General features: G+C 72.9%; 15 protein-coding genes. 9 read left to right on the top strand and 6 right to left on the bottom strand.

The genetic code is table 11. The features are described from left to right. Positions 1–94: 94 nt before the first annotated feature. Both C5507_RS20025 and C5507_RS20020 read right to left on the bottom strand, forming a co-directional pair. Positions 95–1369, bottom strand: a complete 1275-nt coding sequence (locus C5507_RS20025) for a TRAP transporter large permease (RefSeq protein WP_104530261.1) — start codon at positions 1367–1369, stop codon at positions 95–97. Beyond that, on the bottom strand, positions 1366–1902 hold the full coding sequence (locus C5507_RS20020) for a TRAP transporter small permease (RefSeq protein ID WP_130504205.1): 537 nt from the start codon (positions 1900–1902) through the stop codon (positions 1366–1368). Before C5507_RS20020 ends, C5507_RS20025 begins: the two co-directional genes overlap by 4 nt. A 131-nt stretch (positions 1903–2033) precedes the next feature. Between C5507_RS20020 and C5507_RS20015 the strand changes: the two genes are divergently transcribed. The 3 genes from C5507_RS20015 to C5507_RS20005 all read left to right on the top strand — a co-directional run bounded on the left by C5507_RS20015 (position 2034) and on the right by C5507_RS20005 (position 5476). Next, entirely contained in the window at positions 2034–3044 is a 1011-nt protein-coding gene (locus tag C5507_RS20015) for a LacI family DNA-binding transcriptional regulator (RefSeq protein WP_104530259.1), read from the top strand. 101 nt (positions 3045–3145) lie between these two features. Further along, positions 3146–4321 (top strand): acyl-CoA dehydrogenase family protein, encoded by a 1176-nt coding sequence (locus tag C5507_RS20010; RefSeq protein WP_104530258.1) that lies wholly within the window; start codon positions 3146–3148, stop codon positions 4319–4321. Positions 4322–4327: 6 nt separating this feature from the next. Further along, complete coding sequence (locus C5507_RS20005; protein ID WP_104530257.1) at positions 4328–5476, top strand: acyl-CoA dehydrogenase family protein; 1149 nt, start codon at positions 4328–4330, stop codon at positions 5474–5476. A gap of 87 nt (positions 5477–5563) precedes the next feature. Here the strand turns inward: C5507_RS20005 and C5507_RS20000 are convergent, their stop codons facing one another. Both C5507_RS20000 and C5507_RS19995 read right to left on the bottom strand, forming a co-directional pair. Further along, entirely contained in the window at positions 5564–6424 is an 861-nt protein-coding gene (locus tag C5507_RS20000) for an HDOD domain-containing protein (RefSeq protein ID WP_242611047.1), read from the bottom strand. Continuing rightward, positions 6421–8496 carry a putative bifunctional diguanylate cyclase/phosphodiesterase gene (locus tag C5507_RS19995; RefSeq protein ID WP_242611048.1) on the bottom strand — a complete coding sequence of 692 codons (2076 nt, stop codon included), beginning with the start codon at positions 8494–8496 and terminating at the stop codon, positions 6421–6423. Before C5507_RS19995 ends, C5507_RS20000 begins: the two co-directional genes overlap by 4 nt. Before the next feature lie 298 nt (positions 8497–8794). On the opposite strand from C5507_RS19995, the gene C5507_RS19990 reads away from it, so the two are divergent. The 5 genes from C5507_RS19990 to C5507_RS19970 all read left to right on the top strand — a co-directional run bounded on the left by C5507_RS19990 (position 8795) and on the right by C5507_RS19970 (position 14222). Beyond that, positions 8795–10369, top strand: coding sequence for a Re/Si-specific NAD(P)(+) transhydrogenase subunit alpha (locus tag C5507_RS19990; protein WP_104530256.1), 1575 nt, complete (start codon positions 8795–8797; stop codon positions 10367–10369). After that, the gene (gene pntB, locus C5507_RS19985) at positions 10366–11772 is read left to right on the top strand and encodes a Re/Si-specific NAD(P)(+) transhydrogenase subunit beta (RefSeq protein ID WP_104530255.1); all 1407 of its coding nucleotides are present in this window, start codon (positions 10366–10368) and stop codon (positions 11770–11772) included. Before C5507_RS19990 ends, pntB begins: the two co-directional genes overlap by 4 nt. A gap of 54 nt (positions 11773–11826) precedes the next feature. After that, positions 11827–12693, top strand: a complete 867-nt coding sequence (locus tag C5507_RS19980) for an MEDS domain-containing protein (protein WP_104530254.1) — start codon at positions 11827–11829, stop codon at positions 12691–12693. Between the two features lie 204 nt (positions 12694–12897). Further along, positions 12898–13617 (top strand): GAF and ANTAR domain-containing protein, encoded by a 720-nt coding sequence (locus C5507_RS19975; protein WP_130504206.1) that lies wholly within the window; start codon positions 12898–12900, stop codon positions 13615–13617. A gap of 173 nt (positions 13618–13790) precedes the next feature. Beyond that, positions 13791–14222, top strand: a complete 432-nt coding sequence (locus C5507_RS19970) for a methyl-accepting chemotaxis domain-containing protein (protein ID WP_104530275.1) — start codon at positions 13791–13793, stop codon at positions 14220–14222. Here the strand turns inward: C5507_RS19970 and C5507_RS19965 are convergent. Then, the gene (locus C5507_RS19965; RefSeq protein ID WP_104530252.1) at positions 14216–14626 is read right to left on the bottom strand and encodes a hypothetical protein; all 411 of its coding nucleotides are present in this window, start codon (positions 14624–14626) and stop codon (positions 14216–14218) included. The genes C5507_RS19970 and C5507_RS19965 overlap by 7 nt on opposite strands. A gap of 170 nt (positions 14627–14796) precedes the next feature. Here C5507_RS19965 and C5507_RS19960 point away from each other — a divergent pair, with 170 nt between their 5' ends. Continuing rightward, complete coding sequence (locus C5507_RS19960; protein ID WP_207225717.1) at positions 14797–15981, top strand: glycoside hydrolase family 3 N-terminal domain-containing protein; 1185 nt, start codon at positions 14797–14799, stop codon at positions 15979–15981. A gap of 106 nt (positions 15982–16087) precedes the next feature. On the opposite strand, the gene C5507_RS19955 is transcribed toward C5507_RS19960, so the two are convergent. After that, positions 16088–16518 (bottom strand): aggregation-promoting factor C-terminal-like domain-containing protein (locus tag C5507_RS19955; RefSeq protein ID WP_158657664.1); only part of this gene is annotated, 431 nt, incomplete at its 5' end.

The following is a 16518-nucleotide window of genomic DNA, read 5'->3' as shown; positions in this document are numbered from 1 at the left end:
GGCAGCTGGGTCGGTGGGTGCGGTGGTCCCGCGGGTGACGTGGGTGGGCCGTGCGGGTCCCGGGGCGGTCCCGGGCCGCTGGGCCGGCGGCGCGTCACAGGCCCAGCTGCTGTGGGAGCCAGGTGACGGCGTCGGGGAAGGCGATGATCAGCCCGCAGATGACCAGCAGCGGGACGATGAAGGGCAGGGAGCCGAGGAAGACCGTCGAGGTCGGGGTCCTCGTGATGGAGCTCAGGACGTAGAGCACCGTGCCGACCGGCGGGGTGAGCAGGCCGATCATCGTGGCGAGGATCATCAGCACCCCGAGCGCGATCGGGTCCACGCCGAACTGGTTGCTGATCGGCAGGATGATCGGGACGGTCAGCACGAGGATCGCCGTCGGGTCGATCGCGGTGCCCAGGATGAGCATGACGATCGCGACGAGGAGCAGGAAGACCGTCGGGTCGTCGGTGAGCGCGAACAGCGCCTCGGAGATCAGCTGGGGCACCCGCTCGCGGGCCATGATGTAGCCCAGCAGCGACGCAGACGAGACGATCAGCATGATCGCGGCAGAGGTCGCCGCCGTCTCCGACAGCACCGCAGGCAGGTCCCGGACCTTCAGGCTCCGGTAGAGGAAGCAGAGCACCAGCATGTAGGCCACACCCACGGCCGCTGCCTCGGTGGGCGTGAAGGCGCCGGAGAGGATGCCGCCGAGGATGATCACCGGCGCACCCAGCGGGCCGATGACCCGGCGCCCGGTCTGCCGCACCCGCTGCCAGGAGAACTCGGTCGTCTGGATGTCGGGGTACCGGCGCACCAGCAGGAACACCACGATGCACAGGCCGAGGGCCATGAGCAGCGCCGGGACCACGGACGCGGCGAACAGCGCGCCGGTGGAGACGGCCGCCAGTCCGGCGAAGATGACCGCCGGGATGCTGGGCGGCATCACCGGCGCGATGAGCGAGGCCGCGCCGGTGACGCCCAGCGCGAACTTCGTCGGGTAGCCGTTGCGCTGCATCGCCGGGATCTGGATCTTGCCGAGCGCGGCGGCGTCGGCCACCGCCGATCCGCTCATCCAGGAGAAGCCGACGCTCACCCCGACGCTGACGTAGCCGAGGCTGCCGCGCACCCGGCCGACGCAGGCGAGGGCGAAGTCGAAGAGCCGGTCGGCGATGCCGCCCCGGTTGGCGATGACGCCGAGCAGGATGAAGAGCGGGACGGCCAGGAGCGGGAAGCTGGAGACCGCGGCCGTGAGCAGCCGGAGGCTCGCGCCGATCGACTGCCCGGCGAGCCACATGTAGGCCAGCGACGGGCCGAGGAACGCGAAGGCGACGGGGACGCGCAGCAGGAGCAGCCCCGCGATGGCGAGGAACAGCCAGAGGACGGTCATTCGGCACCGACCACGGTGGCCGCGGGCGCCGCCGGCACCCCGCGCACGGCGAACCGCACCGCCGCGACGGAGGCGCGGATCGCGGTGCTGACGAAGCCGAGCAGCGGCAACGCGTAGAACCAGGACAGCGGCAGGCGCAGGGACGGTGAGCGCAACCGGCCCGTGGAGACCATGAGGTCGTAGGCCTCGACCGCGAACCCGGCACCGACCAGCGCCACCACCAGGCAGGCGAACACGCGGACGAACCGGACGACCAGCGGGTTCCGCACGAGGTCGATCACCTCGAGGCTGATGTGGCCTTCCATCGTCACCAGGACGCCGGCCATCACGAAGGTGAGCCAGACCAGGCAGAACCTGGCCAGCTCACCGGTCCAGGTGAACCCCTCGAAGGGCAGGTAGCGCTGGGCCGCCTGCAGCAGGACGCACAGGAACATGACCACGGTGGCCGTCGCCGCCAGCCCGATCTCGATGGCGGTGACCACCCGGAGGGGGCGGGACCACCACCGCATGGGTGTGTCGTGGGGTGCCGTCACTGGACCCTCACTCCTTCCGTCCGGCGTGTGCCGCCTGTCACAGCGAGGCCGACCGTAGGGACCGCCCGATCCGAGCGGCAAGCAGTTGCCATGATGTTGCCAAGAGCCCGCGATCACGCTTTGATCACGCCGTGACCAGCCCGACCATCTACGACGTCGCCCGGGCGGCCGGCGTGGCGACGTCCACGGTGTCCCGTGCCTTCAGCAATCCGCAGCGGGTCAGCGCGCCCACCCGCGAGCTGGTCGTCCAGGTCGCCGCCGAGCTGGGCTACTCGCCCAACCCGCACGCCCGGGCGCTGACCTCCCGGCGGACGCAGACCATCGCGATGGTGGTCTCCGACATCACCAACCCCCACTTCTTCGAGATCATCCGCGGGGCGGAGCTGCGCGCGAAGGCATCGGCGCACACGCTGGTGCTGGTCAACGCAGAGGAATCCCCGCGGATCGAGCGCGAGCAGATCAACCGGCTGTCCCGGTCCGTCGACGGCTTCCTGCTCGCCGCCAGCCGACTGCCCGAGGACGACCTCGTCGAGCTGGCCGGCAGCCACGCGCTGGTCATGGTCAACCGGCAGGTGCCGGGCATCCCGGGTGTCGTCCTCGACCAGCGGGAAGGCTGCCGCCAGCTGGTCACCCACCTGGCCTCGCTCGGCCACACGTCGCTGGCCTACCTCACCGGCCCGCGCGAGTCGTGGATGGCCGCCAGCCGCTGGGCCGCCATCCGGGACGCCGCTGCGGAGGCGGGGATGACGGCGGTGCGGATGGGCCCGTTCACCCCGCGCGTCACCCACGGCGCGGCGGCGGCGGACGCGGCGCTCACGACCGGGGCCACGGCCCTGATCGCGCACAACGACCTGCTGGCGATCGGGGTGCTGCAGCGGCTGGCCGCCCGCTCGGTCCGCGTCCCCGACGACGTCAGCGTCACCGGGTTCGACGACATCTTCGCCGCGGAGCTGTGCACGCCGAGCCTCACGACACTGGGCGGCACCCACGTGAACCTCGGCCGCGCGGCCGTCGAACTGCTCCTCGAGGCCGCCGATGCGCCGCGGCGGCCCGGCGCCGCCGCCCAGCACCTCGTCCTCCCCTCGCAGCTGGTGCTCCGCGACTCCACGGGCCTGGCCCGGGGACGACGCGGCCCGGCCTGACGCCCCCCCCGGCCCGGAGCTACCCGCCGGTAGGCGGATGTGGGATCGTCCGACGTACACGTCGAGACGCCGCTCCCAGGCGGCGTCGGGAAAGAGGACCGATGCGGTTGCAGCTGTCCCCGGAGCTCGAGGCCTTCCGGGAGGAGATGCGCACCTTCTTCACCACCCAGGTGCCCCAGCGGATCCGCGACAAGGTCGCGGGTCACGGGCACGTCTCCAAGGACGAGTACGTCGAGGCCCAGCGCGTGCTCAACGCCGCGGGCCTGGCCGTGCCGCACTGGCCGGTCGAGTGGGGCGGCAAGGACTGGACGCCCCTGCAGCGCCACATCTGGCGCGAGGAGATGCAGCTGGCCGGCGTCCCCGAGCCGCTGGCCTTCAACACCAGCATGATCGGCCCGGTCATCGCCGCGTTCGGCAACCAGGAGCAGAAGGAGCGCTTCCTGCCGAAGACGGCGAACCTCGACATCTGGTGGTGCCAGGGCTTCTCCGAGCCCGACGCCGGCTCCGACCTCGCCTCGCTGCGCACCACCGCCGTGCGCGACGGCGACGACTGGGTGGTCAACGGCCAGAAGACCTGGACGACGCTCGGCCAGCACGCCGACTGGATCTTCTGCCTGGTCCGCACCGACCCGACGGCGGAGAAGAAGCAGCGGGGCATCTCGCTGCTGGTCTTCCCGATGGACACCCCCGGCGTGACGCTGCGCCCCATCGAGCTCATCGACGGCGGCTTCGAGGTCAACGAGGTCTTCTTCGAGGACGTGCGCGTCCCCGCCGAGAACCTCATCGGCGAGGAGAACCGCGGCTGGGACTACGCCAAGTTCCTCCTCGGCAACGAGCGCGTGGGCATCGCCCGCGTGGGCGCCACCAAGAAGATGCTCGCCCAGGCCAAGGACTACGCCCGCGAGATCACCGTCGACGGCCGCCCCCTCCTGGAGGACCCGTTCATGGCCCGGCGGATCGCCGAGCTGGAGAACGAACTGGTGGCCCTGGAGCTGACCGCGCTGCGCGTGGTCGCCAACTCGGCCGACGGCAAGCCGCATCCGGCCTCCTCGGTGCTCAAGCTGCGCGGCTCGGAGCTGCAGCAGGCCGCCACCGAGCTGCTGGTCGACCTCGCCGGCCCGCTGTCGGTGGCCTCCTTCGCCGACGAGGGGTCCGACGTGCCCGCCTGGGCCCGCGTCGCGACGCCGCACTACCTGAACTACCGGAAGGTCTCCATCTACGGAGGCTCGAACGAGGTTCAGCGCACCATCATCGCCGGCACGATCCTGGGGCTGTGATCTGACGTGGACTTCACCAACGACCGCGAGCAGAACGACCTGCGCGAGGCCGTGCGCGGCCTGATCGAGCGGGCGTACGGCGACAGCGAGGTGCGGCGCAAGGTCGTCGGCACCGACCCGGGCTTCGACGAGAAGACCTGGTCCCGGCTGGCCGAGATGGGCCTGCTGGGCCTGCCCTTCGCGGAGGAGCACGGCGGCATGGGCGCCGGCCCGATCGAGGTGGCGATCGTCGCCGAGGAGATCGGCCGGGTCATCGCGCCCGAGCCGTTCATCGAGGCGGTCGTGCTGGCCGGCGGCCTGATCGCCGCCGTCGGCACCGAGGAGCAGAAGGGCGAACTCCTCGGGGCCATCGCCGAGGGCACCTGCGTGCCCGCCTTCGCGCACGCCGAGATCGGCACCCGCTGGAGCGCCTCGGCGTCCGCGGTCACGGCCACGCAGGCCGGCGAGGGCTGGACGCTGTCCGGCGCCAAGGAGCCGGTGCCCACCGGCGCCCGCGCCGACGTGCTGGTCGTCTCCGCCGTCGTCGACGGCGGCACCGGCCTGTTCCTCGTGCAGGGCGACGCCGCGGGCCTGGTCCGCACCGGCTACCGCACCCACGACGGCACCCGCGCCGCCAACGTGCGCTTCGACGGCACCCCGGCGACCCTGCTCGGCACCGGCGGCGACCGGACGGCCGCCATCGAGCGGGCGCTGGCCGAGGCGCGCATCGCCTACAGCCACGAGGCGCTCGGTGCGATGGACTCCGCGCTGCGCATCACCGCCGAGTACCTGAAGACCCGCAAGCAGTTCGGGGTCACCCTCAACCGGTTCCAGGCGCTCACCTTCCGCGCCGCGGACATGTACGTGTCCCTGGAGCTGGCCCGCAGCACCGCGCTGTGGGCGTCGATGGTGCAGGACGCCGGCGGCGACGTCGTCTCGGCGGCCGACCGTGCCCGGCTGCAGACCAGCCGTGCCGGCCGGCACATCGGCAAGGAGGCCATCCAGCTGCACGGTGGCATCGGGGTGACCGCGGAGTACTCCGTCGGGCACTACACCAGCCGGCTCACGGCGATCGACCACCTGCTCGGTGACGGCGACTTCGCCGCCGCCCGGCTGGCCCGGACGGTGGCCGACCAGGAGACCGTCGACCCGCTGGGCGCTCCGTACGCGGTCTGATTCCTCGGCGATTGCGCGGAAAAGGCCCCCTCCGGTCCGCCGGAGGGGGCCTTTTCTGCGCAGTCGCGCGCGTCAACGGGCGGTATGTCAGTCGATGTACGGGTCGGGGTCGGCGTCGCCGAGCATGGCGCGGCGCAGCTCGTCGGCGTCGGCGCGCACCTGGTCGAGCACCGGCACCAGGTCGTCCTCGCGGACCTGACCGCAGCTGAGCCGCACGATCGGCACCGTGTCGTAGTCCTCGACGGTGAGCCGGGCCGTCACCTCGAACGCCGACCGCAGCAGCCCGCCCTCGAGCGAGGTGAAGTCGTCGACCTGGTTGAGCCGGCTGGTCATGCTGTGCGGGAAGCCCCACTGCTCGAGGGCGACCGCCGTGAGCCGCACGCTGTTGATGCCGTAGCGGCGCAGCTCCGCGAGCCGCCGGGCGGTGAAGTCCGGGTTGTCGTCGACCAGTTCGGCGTAGCCCTCACGGTCGTTGTGGTTCAGCAGCGCCGCGCCCAGCTGGGCCAGCAGGCCGAGGCAGAGCGCGTCCTGGGGCCGCTCGCCGAAACGCGGCGCCAGCGCGGAGGAGGCCAGGGCGAGGCTGGTGGTCACGTCCCAGAAGTTCTCCGGCAGCCGCGCCTCGTCGTCCAGGTCGGTCAGGGCGACGGTCGCCATGGTCCGCACGGTGGTGAAGCCGACGACCGTGACGGCGAACTGCAGCGAGGTCACCCTCCCCCGCATGCCGAAGTACGCGGAGTTGGCGAGCTTCATGACCCGGCCGGCCAGGGCGACGTCGGAGGCGAGGATCTGCGACAGCGCCTTCGCGCTGGTGTCGTCGGAGTTGGCGACCGAGACGATCTGGGCAGCGACCGGGCGCTGCGCGGCCATCGTGTCGATGCTGGCCAGCACCTTCTCCAGGTCGAACACGGGCGCCGTGCCGTCCCGGGTCGGCAGCGGGGTGACGGTCATCGGGTGCGATCTCCCTGTGCGGCGAACCAGGCGGCGGCGTGCCCCCCGGTGAGGGGCTGGCTCAGGCTGAAGCCCTGCAGGTAGGTGGCCCCCAGGCGGGTCAGCTCGGCGGCCTGCTCGGGGGTCTCGACCCCTTCGGCGACGGTGCTCAGGTTGAGGCTGCGCGCCAGCGCGATGACCGCCGAGGCGATCTCCGTGTGACCGTGCGCGAGCTCGGCGACGAAGGACCGGTCCACCTTCAGGCAGTTCACCGGCAGGTGCCGGAGGTAGGCCAGCGACGAGTAGCCCGTGCCGAAGTCGTCGATCGCCAGCTCCACGCCGAGGTCGCGCAGCTCGTGCAGGATCTCGCGGGCGGAGTCCGGGTCCTTCATCAGCGCCGACTCGGTGATCTCGATCGAGATGCGGGAGGGGGTCAGCCCGTGCCGCTCGAGCGCCGCGGACACCTGCGGGGGCAGGTTCGCGTCCAGCTGCAGCGCCGACACGTTGACGTTGGCGCGCGCCGGTGCCGCCCAGCCCATGAGCCGGTCCCACTCGGCCAGCTGCCGGCAGGTCTCGTCGAGCACCAGCAGCCCGAGGCCGGCGATGAGCCCGCTCTCCTCGGCCAGCGGCACGAAGACCGCGGGGCTGATCGCTCCGCGCTCGGCGTGGTCCCAGCGGGCCAGCGACTCCACCGCGACGGGGCTGCCGTCGACGGTGCTGAAGATCGGCTGGTAGAGCAGCTTGATCTCCCGCCGCTCGATGGCGTCGCGCAGCTCGGCCACCAGCCGCAGCTTGTCGCGGGCCTGCTCGCGGGCGCGCTGGTCCAGGACGGTGATCCGGCCCTTGCCGCCGGCCTTGGCCTGGTACATGGCGATGTCGCAGTCGCGGATGAGCTCCTCGGCCGACTGGTGCTCCTCGGTCTGCACCGTGACCCCGACGCTGGCGTAGGGGCGCACGTCGACGCCGCCGAGCCGGACCGGGCGGGCGAGCTCGACCGAGATCCGCTCGGCCAGCGCGACCGCGGCCTCCTGCTCGACGTTCTCGCACACCACGACGAACTCGTCGCCACCGAAGCGGGCCACCAGGTCACCGGGACGGACCACCGTGGTGAGCCGGGCGGCCACCTCGGTGAGCAGCTCGTCGCCGGCGGTGTGGCCCAGCGAGTCGTTGACGACCTTGAAGTTGTCCAGGTCGAGGAAGAGGCAGGCCAGGCCGCCGGTGCCGGGCACGAAGCGGCCGGCGACGTAGTGGGCCAGCAGCGTCCGGTTCGGCAGGCCGGTGAGCGGGTCGTGGTTGGCCTGGTGCGCCAGCTGGGCCTCGAAGGCCAGCCGGTCGGTGATGTCCTCGATGGTCCCCACGAACCCGGCCCCGACGCCGGGGGTGAAGAGGTGGGCGAACCGGATGATGGTGGTCCGCAGCGAGCCGTCGTCGCGGAGCAGGCGGGCCTGGGTCTCGACCTCCTCGCCGTCGAGGGCTGCCGACACCTGCTCGATCACCGTGTCGAGGTCGTCCTCGTGGACCGTCTCGATCCAGCCGGTCCCGAGCAGCTGCTCGGCCCGCCGGCCGACGAGGGTGCAGAACGCGTCGTTGACGTGCGCCAGGCGCATGCCCTGCTCGGAGAGCAGCGTGGGCACCGGCGACCGCTCGGTCAGCGTGGAGAACCGCCGCTCGTGGGCGTCGGCGGTGGCCCGCAGGGCGCGCTCCTGCTCGCTCGTCGTCGAGAGGATCCGGACGGTCCACATCCGGCCGTTCGGCGACGGCGTCGTCGTGACGACGGCCTCCACCGTCGCGCCGCTGGCGGTGCGCACGGGAAGGGTCATGCGGGTAGCGCGCTCACGGCGCAGCAGCAGCTTGAGCTCCCCGCCCCCGAGGGAGGGGAAGAGGTGGTCGACCGGGAGGGCGCGCAGGTCGTCCAGGCCGTAGCCCAGCAGCTCCATCGCGCCGACGTTGCCCCAGGTGATGCGACTCCGGTTCCCCACGGCCTCGGCGACGACCAGGGCGAGGCTGTCGCTGACCGTCGCGCTGTAGAAGACCGACGAGACGATCTCCGGCGGGACCCGGTCGTCGTCGTCGACGCTGATCGTGACGGACACGTGTCCTCCCCTCGGGCAGCTCGGCGACGGCACCGGTCGATGGCGTCACGGATGTCTTCGGCGGGTCCTCCCCGCGGTCTTCACCCGAGTGGCGTCGACTCCCCCCGTTGGGGGGAGGCCGGCGCGACCGGCCGTGACCACCGGACACGGCCCCCAGGGACAGGGTGCGGTCGCTCACATTCGCGCAGCCATCCGTCGCCGGACGCCGTTAGCAGGCAAGATCCACCGAGCACCGCGTACGACCCCACCACTGGCGGACGGGCAACGAGGCCCGTCCACCGAGGATTGGAGCGCCACGATGCACATCGGAGTCCCCCGGGAGACGCGCGGCCGCGAGACGCGGGTCGCCGCCACGCCGACCACCGTGCGGCAGCTGGTCGGGCTGGGCTACGACGTCGTCGTGGAGACCGGGGCGGGTGCGGCCAGCAGCTTCCCCGACGAGGCCTACGCCGAGGCCGGCGGGCGGGTCGGCACCGCCGACGAGGCCTGGCAGGCCGACGTCGTCCTGCGGGTGAACGCCCCGGCTCCCGACGAGCTCCCCCGGCTGCGCGACGGCGCCACGCTCATCGGCCTGCTGAGCCCGGCGCTCGACCCGGGCCTGGTGGATGCGCTGGCGCAGCGGCCGATCACGGCGCTGGCGATGGACGCGGTGCCGCGCATCTCCCGCGCCCAGTCCATGGACGTGTTGAGCTCCATGGCCAACATCGCCGGTTACCGGGCGGTCGTGGAGGCCGCGCACGTCTTCGGCCGGTTCTTCACCGGGCAGGTCACCGCCGCCGGGAAGGTGCCCCCCGCGAAGGTGCTCGTCGCGGGCGCCGGGGTGGCCGGGCTGGCCGCGATCGGGGCGGCGAGCAGCCTCGGCGCGATCGTGCGTGCCACCGACGTGCGACCCGAGGTGGCCGAGCAGGTGCGGTCGCTGGGCGGTGAGTACGTCGCCGTACCGGCCGGTGAGCAGGAGGTCAGCGCGGACGGCTACGCCCGCGAGATGGGTGAGGACTTCAACCGCCGGGCCGCGGAGATGTACGCCGAGCAGGCCCGCGACGTCGACATCATCATCACCACCGCGCTGATCCCCGGCCGCCCGGCCCCCCGGCTGATCACCGAGGAGATGGTCGCCTCCATGCGGTCCGGCTCGGTGATCGTCGACATGGCGGCGGCGCAGGGCGGCAACGTCGCAGGGTCGGTGCCCGACGAGATCGTGGTGACGGCCAACGGCGTCTCGATCATCGGCTACACCGACCTGCCGGGCCGGCTGCCCGCCCAGGCCTCGCAGCTCTACGGCACCAACCTGGTCAACCTGCTGAAGCTGCTCACGCCGGGCACGGACGGCCGGCTGGTCCTCGACCTCGACGACGTCGTGCAGCGGTCGATCACCGTCGTGCGCGGGGGCGAGAAGATGTGGCCCCCACCGCCGGTGCAGGTGTCGGCCGGGGGCGGGGCGGGGGCCGGCGCGGCCGCGGCGCCGCCGGAGCCGAGGGAGCCCGCTCCCCCACCGGAGCCACCGAAGCCCGGACGGCGGTTCGCCCTCGTGGGCCTCGGCGCCGCGCTGCTGTTCCTGCTGACCGCCTTCTCGCCGAACGAGCTGGTGCAGCACTTCACCGTGTTCGCCCTGGCCGTCGTCGTCGGCTTCTACGTCATCGGGAAGGTGCACCACGCGCTGCACACCCCGCTGATGAGCGTGACCAACGCGATCTCCGGGATCATCGTGGTCGGCGCGCTGCTGCAGCTCGGCAGCGACGACGGCGTCGTCCGGGCCCTGGCATTCGTCGCCACCCTGGTGGCCAGCATCAACGTCTTCGGCGGCTTCGCCGTCACCCGCCGCATGCTGGGCATGTTCTCCCGCGGCCCGAACCCGAAGGCGGCCGCCCGATGACCGCGACCACGGCCGCGTCGGCGGCCTACATCGTCGCCGGCCTGCTGTTCATCCTCAGCCTCGCCGGCCTGTCGAAGCACGAGACCGCCAGGGCCGGGAACGCCTACGGCATCGCGGGGATGGCGATCGCGCTGGCCGCCACCGTGGGCGTGGCCACCCGGGACATCTCCGCCGTCGGGCTGACCCTGCTGGTGCTCGCCGTGGCGATCGGCGCCGCGATCGGCCTGTGGCGGGCGCGCAAGGTCGAGATGACCGGCATGCCCGAGCTCATCGCCCTGCTGCACAGCTTCGTCGGCCTGGCGGCCGTGCTCGTGGGCTGGAACGGCTACCTCTCGGTCGAGGCGGCGGCGGGCGGCCCGGTGCTCGTGGGCGCCGAGGCCGGGATCCACTCCGGTGAGGTCGTGGTCGGCGTCTTCATCGGCGCGGTCACCTTCACCGGCTCGATCGTGGCGTTCCTGAAGCTGTCGGCCCGCATCAAGAGCAACCCCCTGGTGCTGCCGGGGCACAACTGGCTGAACCTGGGCGCGCTGGTGCTGTTCGCCGTCCTGACCGTGGTGTTCGTCGCCGAGCCGAACCTGCTGGTGCTGTCGGTGGTCACCGTGCTGGCCCTGGCGCTCGGCTGGCACCTCGTCGCCTCGATCGGCGGGGGCGACATGCCGGTCGTCGTGTCGATGCTGAACAGCTACTCGGGGTGGGCCGCGGCCGCCTCGGGCTTCCTGCTGGGCAACGACCTGCTGATCATCACCGGCGCCCTGGTCGGTTCCTCGGGTGCCTACCTGTCCTACATCATGTGCAAGGCCATGAACCGGTCGTTCATCTCCGTCATCGCCGGTGGCTTCGGCAACGAGGGCAGCGCCGCCTCCTCCGACGTCGACTACGGCGAGCACACCGAGATCTCCGCCGAGGACACCGCCGAGCTGCTGCGGGACGCGAGGTCCGTCGTCATCACCCCCGGGTACGGCATGGCGGTGGCCCAGGCGCAGGGGCCGGTCGCCGACCTCACGCGCAAGCTCACCGAGCGCGGCGTCGACGTGCGCTTCGGCATCCACCCCGTCGCCGGCCGGCTGCCCGGCCACATGAACGTGCTGCTGGCCGAGGCGAAGGTGCCCTACGACGTCGTCCTGGAGATGGACGAGATCAACGACGACTTCGCCTCGACGTCGGTCGTGCTCGTCATCGGCGCCAATGACACGGTGAACCCGGCTGCGACCGAGGACCCGAGCAGCCCGATCGCGGGCATGCCGGTGCTGAAGGTCTGGGAGGCCGAACGGGTGGTCGTGTTCAAGCGGTCGATGAACACCGGGTACGCCGGCGTCCAGAACCCGCTCTTCTTCCGCGACAACAGCCGGATGCTGTTCGGCGACGCACGGGAGCGCGTGGAGGACATCCTCAAAGCGCTCTGAGGTCGCGTTCGTCCGCCCCTGTTCCGGAACGCCATCAGGCCCTACGCTGGGTACGTGCGCGTTCACGGAGTGGTCAACGATGTCCCGATCGCGGGTGCGCACGACCACGTCTGCTGGGTCTACCGCGACGACAGCGACCTCGTCGCGGCGGCGGTGGAGTTCCTCGCCGGTGGCCTGCTCCGCGGTGAGCGGCTGCTGTGCGTCGGTGACCGGGTCGTCGACGGACTGCGCCGCGCCCCCACCGCTCTCGGCGACCTCGACGAGCTGATCGCCGACGGCCGGCTGCGGCTGCTCACCGTGGCCGACGCCTACGCGGCGACCGGCCCCTTCAGCACCGAGGGCCAGCACGCGTTCTACGACGCCGCCACCCGCCGGGCGGTCGCCGACGGCCACACGGGGCTGCGCGTCTTCGCCGATGTGACCGCGCTGGCCGCCGACGCCGCGCTGCGGCCGGAACTGGTGCGCTGGGAGCACGTCGCCGACGAGTTCATCGCCCACGGGCCCGGGATGACGGCCATGTGCGCCTACCGGGAGGACCTCCCGGCCGCCACCCTCGGCGACCTCGCCGGCGTGCACCCGCAGGTGCACGCCCCCACGGGCACGGCACCCTTCCAGGTCTTCTTCGACGAGCAGGGCCCGAGCCTCACCGGCGACGTCGACACGGTGGGCGCCGAGCGGCTGGCCCGCATCCTCGCGGCGACCCCCGTGAGCGGCGGCACCTGCGCCGTCGACCTGTCCGGGCTGAGCTTCGCCGACGTCGCCGCCTGCCGCGTGCTCGCCCGGTGGGCCCGCACGCTCGGCGAGCGGGGGGTCCGCCTGGAGTTCTGGAACGCTCCTGCCCTGCTCGAGCGCATGTGGCACGTGCTGGCACTGGACGAGTGGGCCGACGTGGCGTTCGACGCCACGACACCGCAGGACTGACCGGCACCCCATGGCACTCCCCTCGGCCCCGCCGAGGCCGCTACGGGTCACCTGGCTAAGCTCACCACCGCTACAGCACGTCAGACAGCCGGCGTGCGGCCGGGCCGTCGTGCCCCGCCACTGAAGCGACCTTGGAAAAAGCCGTGGTCCTTCCCTCCTCGCCGGCGTTCGTTCGTCGGTGCAAGCGCAGACGGAGTACCTCGCGTGCCATCCCCCGACGACGATGACGCCGTCGTTCAGCCGGCCTTCGACGAGCTGGCGAGGCTGTCCTTCGCCGAGCACTCGCTGGAGTCGGTGCTGCTCAAGGTGACCGAGCTGGCCACCCGCATCCTGCCGGGGCAGCCGTTGGCCTCGGTGACGATCCTCGACGACGGCCGCCCGAGCACCGTGGCGGCCAGTGACGACGTGGCCACGGAGCTCGACCGCTTCCAGTACCGCGCCGGCACCGGCCCCTGCCTCGAGGCGGCCTCCACCGGCCGCCGGACGGGCATCGCCGACACCCGCGACGACCCGACGTGGCCGGAGTTCGCCGCCGAGGCGGCGTCCCGGGGCTTCGACAGCGTGCTGTCCTTCCCGCTGCCGCCCCAGGAGCTGGTGTCCGGGTCCATGAACCTCTACGCCCGGCACGTCGCCGTGGACGATCCCCGGACGGCCGGGCTGGTGACCCGGCTGGCGGCCTACGCGGTCGGTCCCGTGTCGAACATGTACCTGTACAAGAGCGCCGTGGAGCGGGCCGAGCACCTGCAGGCGGCGCTGGAGTCGCGCGCGGTGATCGACCAGGCCAAGGGCATCCTCATGGAGCGCTACAAGCTCACCGCCGACAAGGCGTTCCAGATCCTGGCCCGGCTGTCCATGGAGCGGAACGTCAAGCTGCGGGACGTCGCCACCCAGGTCGTGCACACCGGCGAGCTCGATCCCGCCTGATCTCCCCGCCCCCGCGAGGAGTGCGGGCGCCCCCCACTGGGCACCCCGACGTGCACGGCGCCCTGACCGCCGGCGGTCCGGGGGCCGAGATCCAGCGGTCGAACAGACGGCCGCTGGGTCGCCTCCGGCGGCGCCGGGTTGCGTGCCCGGCGCACGTCGCCGACGGTGGCCGGGTGGATCCCTTCCGAGGTCTCGGTCTGCCCCGCATCCCGGGGTTCAGCGAGCTCATCGCCCTGCTCCAGACCCAGACCGAGGCGCTCTCCCAGCTCCCCCGGACCCTGAGCGACCTCACCGGCACGGTGCGGGAGCTGACCGAGGCCACCACCATGGCGCGCGACACGATCGCCTCGGCCCAGCGCATCGCCGAGCGGCTGGAGACCCTGGTCGACGAGCTCGAGGAGCCGGTGCGCGCCCTGCGACCGGGCATCGAGCGGGTGGGCCGGGTGCTCGACGACCCGGCGGTGGACACCGTCCCGGAGACCCTGCGCCGGATCCATGACGACCTGATGCCGCTCGTCCACGGGCTCCGGCAGGCCCAGACCCGCGTCGGATCGGTGACCGGGCTGCTGCGCCGCCGCCCCCCGGAGGAGGACGACGGCTACTGAGCCGGCGGTTGCCGGGCCGGCGGCTCACCCTGGCCCGGCTCGCGGCGGACGAAGTCGCCGACGGCCTTCTCCAGCTGGGCCCAGGTGGCGCTCCACTCCTCCAGCGGGTCGAGGATCCGCTCGAAGACGGCGAGCTGCTGGTCGAAGGCGTCGAGCTGCGCCCGCATGGCGGCGATCGACTGCCGCTGCGCACGCACCGTCGTGGCGACCGCCCCCACCTGCGCCGCGGACATGGCCCCCGGCGGGCTCGGCAGCGCGGGCAGGTGCAGCCTGGACGGGACGGCACCGGCCAGCGAGCGGGCCCGGTCGGTGAACCCGCGGAGCTGACCGACGAACTCGTCGATGGACCGTCCGACGAGGCCGCTGGGCGGTGTGCTGCGGTCGGCGTCGCCCGCCTCGGTCATCGCTCCCCCTCCGGTCCGGTTCCCGGCCCCGACCTTAGGCAGCCGGTCACCCGTCGTGCGAGCCGACGGCCGACACGCCTCCCGCCTGCCCGGCAGGCGCCATTTCCCGGGCAAGACTGGTCGGCACAGGCAGTCGGTCGTCGGGCTGCCCGGCGACGACGAGGACACAGGTGCGCACCACTGCTGCCAAGCCGTTCCCCCTGATGCCGGTCGCACTGCTGTGCGCCGCGGCGCTGGCCGGGTGCAGCACGACACCCACGGAGCCGGCCTCCTCCCGCACCGACGCCCGGACCCCGGCGGCGGCCCCGGCGCCGGACGGGCCCGAGGCCCGGGTGGGCACGGCCCTGCAGCAGCTGGACCGGCGCGCCGAGATCGGCCAGCTGTTCGTCGCCGGTGTCCCGCTGGACGACCTCGGGGGCGGCGCGGCGACCGCGACCAGCGGCGTGGGCGGGATGTTCCTGCACGGGCGCACGACCGCCCCGGCCGAGGAGCTGGCGGCCACGACGAGCGCCTGGCAGGAGGCCGCGCCCGGACCCGGGTTGTGGGTCGCCGCCGACCAGGAGGGTGGCCTGGTGCAGACGCTGCAGGGACCCGGCTTCGACGAGCTGCCGACCGCCGTCGAGCAGGGCCGGCTCCCCGACGACCAGCTCGCCGCACTCGCCGACGGCCTGGGTGCCGCGATGCGCGCCGCGGGCCTCAACGTCAACCTGGCGCCCGTCGCCGACGTGGTGCCCGTGGGCGCCGAGCCGGGCAACGAACCCATCGGCGCGGTCCACCGGCAGTACGGGGGTTCGGCCACCGAGGTCGCCCGTGCAGCCGCCGTCGTCGCCGACGGGCTCGCCGCGCACGGCGTGGTGCCGACGCTCAAGCACTTTCCCGGCCTGGGCAGGGTCCAGCGGAACACCGACACGAGCGCCGACGTCGTCGACCCGGTGACGGGGCGCACCGACGAGCAGGTGACCGCCTTCGCCGACCTCCTGTCCCGCACGGCTGCCGAGCCCTTCGTGATGATGTCCTCGGCGACCTATCCGCAGCTGGACCCGTCGAACCAGGCCGCGTTCTCCCGCCAGGTGATCACCGGCCTGCTCCGCGACGAGCTGGGCTTCGACGGCGTGGTCATCTCCGACGACCTCGCCAACGCCGAGGCGGTCGAGGGCATCCCGCCCGGTGAGCGGGCCGTGCGCTTCCTCGAGGCCGGCGGCACGCTGGTGCTGAGCGTCGACGGCGGGCTGGTGCCGGAGATGATCGACGCCGTCGCGGCGCGCAGCGAGGAGGACCCGGCCTTCGCCGCCCTCGTCGACGCGGCCGTGCGCACGGCGCTGACGGCCAAGGCCGAGGCCGGCCTCCTGGGCTGACCACCCGCCCCTGCCCCGGGACGACGAGACCGCCGGTCGGGCACGGGGAAGTCCCGTGCCCGACCGGCGGTTTCGTCACACCGACCGGCTCGTCAGCCCGTGCGGCTCAGTACCAGCCCTTGGCCTGCGAGTGGTTCCACGCGCCGCAGGGCGAGCCGAAGCGGTTCTCGATGTAGATGAGGCCGGCGTCGATCTGCCGGTAGCCGTCCGACGTCTTGGCGATGCCGGTGCCCGCCCAGGTGGAGTCGAGGAACTGCGCGATGCCGTACGCGGTGCTGCTCGGGTTCTGGGCGTTGGGGTTCCAGCCGCTCTCCTTGCCCCACAGCCGCTCCAGGCAGCCGAACTCGCCGGCGCTGCCCACCTTGCTCATCGCGTACTCCTTGTAGGAGCCGGCGGGAGCGGCGGGTGCGCTGGAGCCGCGGCCCGGGCGGGCGGCAGCGGCCTGGGCCTCGGCGGCGCGGGCGGCCTCCTCCTCGGCTGCCTTGCGGGCGGCCTCCTCGGCGGCGCGACGGGCCTCCTCTTCGGCGGCCTTGCGCG

The organism is Blastococcus saxobsidens (assembly GCF_002938435.1).
Taxonomy (GTDB): Bacteria; Actinomycetota; Actinomycetes; order Mycobacteriales; family Geodermatophilaceae; genus Blastococcus; species Blastococcus saxobsidens.
This window is presented reverse-complemented; position numbering and strand designations above follow the sequence as displayed.